This is a genomic window from Exiguobacterium sp. s83, from assembly GCF_018617095.1.
Lineage (GTDB): Bacteria > Bacillota > Bacilli > Exiguobacteriales > Exiguobacteriaceae > Exiguobacterium > Exiguobacterium profundum.
In genome coordinates, this window is sequence record NZ_JACSJP010000011.1 from 1416 (window position 1) to 2824 (window position 1409).

1 rRNA gene (only partly in view) is annotated in these 1409 nt (G+C 55.7%); it reads right to left on the reverse strand.

Annotated features, from left to right (window positions below):
- Nucleotides 1–1409: ribosomal RNA gene (locus tag KNO73_RS14790) — 23S ribosomal RNA — on the reverse strand; its annotated part reaches 1415 nt to the left of the window's first position; the annotation flags it as partial.

Sequence of the window (1409 nt, forward strand, 5' to 3'; positions counted from 1 at the left end):
TGCCGGGCGGATTTGCCAACCCGACGGCCTCGCTGCTTGTCCGTGCACTTCCAGTCGCACGGTCACCTTATCCTTCTGCGTCCCCCCATCGTTCAAACGGTGGTACGGCGGTACAGGAATATCGACCTGTTGTCCATCGCCTACGCCTTTCGGCCTCGGCTTAGGTCCAGACTAACCCTGAGCGGACGAGCCTTCCTCAGGAAACCTTAGGCTTTCGACGGAGGGGATTCTCACCCCTCTTTTCGCTACTCACACCGGCATTCTCACTTCCAAGCGCTCCACGGCTCCTCACGATACCGCTTCACTGCTGCTTGGAACGCTCTCCTACCATCCCTTACGGGATCCATAGCTTCGGTGGTATGTTTAGCCCCGTTACATTTTCGGCGCGGCGCCACTCGACTAGTGAGCTATTACGCACTCTTTGAATGGTGGCTGCTTCTAAGCCAACATCCTAGTTGTCTGTGCAGCGCCACATCCTTTTCCACTTAACATACACTTGGGGACCTTAGCTGATGGTCTGGGCTGTTTCCCTCTCGACTACGGATCTTATCACTCGCAGTCTGACTCCCGAGTACAAGTTGCTGGCATTCGGAGTTTGACTGAATTCGGTAACCCTGTGGGGGCCCCTAGTCCAATCAGTGCTCTACCTCCAGAACTCTTCACCTCGAGGCTAGCCCTAAAGCTATTTCGGAGAGAACCAGCTATCTCCAGGTTCGATTGGCATTTCACCGCTACCCACACCTCATCCCCGCACTTTTCAACGTGCGTGGGTTCGGACCTCCAGTCAGTGTTACCTGACCTTCATCCTGGACATGGGTAGATCACCTGGTTTCGGGTCTACGACGACGGACTGATGCGCCCTGTTCAGACTCGCTTTCGCTGCGGCTCCGCCTCATCGGCTTAACCTCGCCCGCCATCGTAACTCGCCGGTTCATTCTACAAAAGGCACGCCATCACCCGTGAACGGGCTCTGACTACTTGTAGGCATACGGTTTCAGGATCTCTTTCACTCCCCTTCCGGGGTGCTTTTCACCTTTCCCTCACGGTACTGGTTCACTATCGGTCACTAGGAAGTATTTAGCCTTGGGAGATGGTCCTCCCGGATTCCGACGGGGTTTCACGTGTCCCGCCGTACTCAGGATCCACTCTGGAGGGGATGGGGTTTCGGCTACAGGGCCGTCACCTTCTCTGGCCGACCTTTCCAGGTCGTTCACCTACCCTATCCCTTTGTAACTCCGTGTAGAGTGTCCTACAACCCCAGGAAGCATGCTTCCTGGTTTGGGCTGTTCCCGTTTCGCTCGCCGCTACTCAGGGAATCGAATTTTCTTTCTCTTCCTCCGGGTACTTAGATGTTTCAGTTCCCCGGGTATGCCTCACGCCACGCTATGTATTCACGTGGGTGTCCCGCC